1 protein-coding gene and 1 pseudogene are annotated in these 1,504 nt (G+C 48.3%); both read left to right on the forward strand.

Going from position 1 to position 1,504, the window contains the following annotated elements; all coding sequences use genetic code 11:
• Nucleotides 1-601, forward strand: a pseudogene (locus F6K51_RS37070) (hypothetical protein); the annotation flags it as partial.
• Between the two features lie 57 nt (nt 602-658).
• Nucleotides 659-1,504, forward strand: an 846-nt coding sequence (locus tag F6K51_RS37075) for an O-antigen ligase family protein (RefSeq protein ID WP_293031123.1), incomplete at its 3' end; no start/stop codon positions are given.

Raw genomic sequence — 1,504 nt, forward strand, 5'->3', positions numbered from 1 at the left:
TTCTATAGTTACCAGCCTCAATCCCAATTCAGGCAGACCCATGGCAAGGAAGCCAGCAACAATTGTGCTGTTATATCCAGGGGGGTTGATCATGCAGATTCATAACCCCTGGCATCGTTCCTCTGCTCTGACCTTTTGGCTGGGACTGGCAGGTGTGCCCATTGGTCTAGCCGTTGGCTTACTCGCAGGTACTCAGCCCCGTTTGCTTGGTTTAGGGTTGGTGGCAGTAGCGGTGATGGTCTACTTCTTTGCCCGATTTGAGCAAGCCGTACTGGGACTATTGATCTTGCGTAGTTGTCTCGATCCGTTTTCAGATCAACAGGTACCAGCAGCTTTTGCGATCGGACTCGACGGCTTGACTTTGCTTTATGTGACAGTGATGTTACTGAGGGGGCAAACTGTACGCACCGATAAGTTTTGGTGGTTCTTTGCTGGTTGGGTGATGCTACAAGGCTTGTGGGTGATACTTTTGCCTCTGGGAGGGCTGGGGCTAGATGCTTCGTTTTTGCTAGGAAGCATCCGTGAGTGGATACGTCTATTTTCTTGGCTAATGGTCTACTTGCTGGTAATGCAACTCAAGGACAGGCTTCCACCTAAGTAAGTTGTCTACGGGCTGTTTTGGGCTCTGCTCTTACCAGTTACAGTAGCGTTGCTCCAGATGTTATTGCCTTCGGTTTTACCTCCCTTTTTCGCTCCTCACGGCGGTCACTCCACCGGCATAGAAGAAGTATCTCGCATCAAAGGGACTATTGGTCACCCTAACGGCTTTGTAACCTGGTTATTGCTGTTCATGGGTCTGACCTATTGGAGGCTAACCCAGTCAAATCCACGCTGGATCTGGATGCTATTGCTGGGTTTACTTACCCTTTTGTATGTGAGTACTAAGGCTCTATTTGGTTTGATGATGCTTGGTACCTTTATTGTGGTTTTAATCGCCCCTAGATTGAGCATAGTCAACCTAATCGGTGGCATAGTTGTGTTTGTCGGTATTATCATCTTGTTTGGTAGCTCAGAGTTTGGTCAAGAACGTCTCGGCTCGATCGCTCAAACACCACTGGGTAATCCAGATATCGATATTTGGAAGGCAATTCTGCTGTCCAAGGGAGATGGCAATAGTTTCAACTGGCGGCTGGCTCAATGGACCTATCTCCTAGAGCAATGGAAACACTTCCCAATCCTTGGTTATGGTCTCGGAACTAACAAACTGATCAGTAGTAATGGGCTCGAACCCCACAATGATTACATTCGAGCCCTGGTAGAAGGAGGAATCGTAGGATTGGTAACTTGGTTGGTCTTCCTCGGAGTTCAGGTTGGGCGTCTTGTTCAATTATTTCGACAGGCATCTCCTGGCAGTGGACAAGGGACTCTGTGTTTGGCCATGTTGGCGATTCTTCTGGCTGTACCTGTGGGGATGATTACCGAAAATATCTGGAGTCATACCACTCTCTTTTTCTACTGGTATACCTTGTTGGCAGTGGTGGGTTGGAATTGGGATGATCTGCCA

Origin of the sequence: Moorena sp. SIO3I8, from assembly GCF_010692325.1 — a bacterium.
Classification (GTDB): domain Bacteria; phylum Cyanobacteriota; class Cyanobacteriia; order Cyanobacteriales; family Coleofasciculaceae; genus Moorena.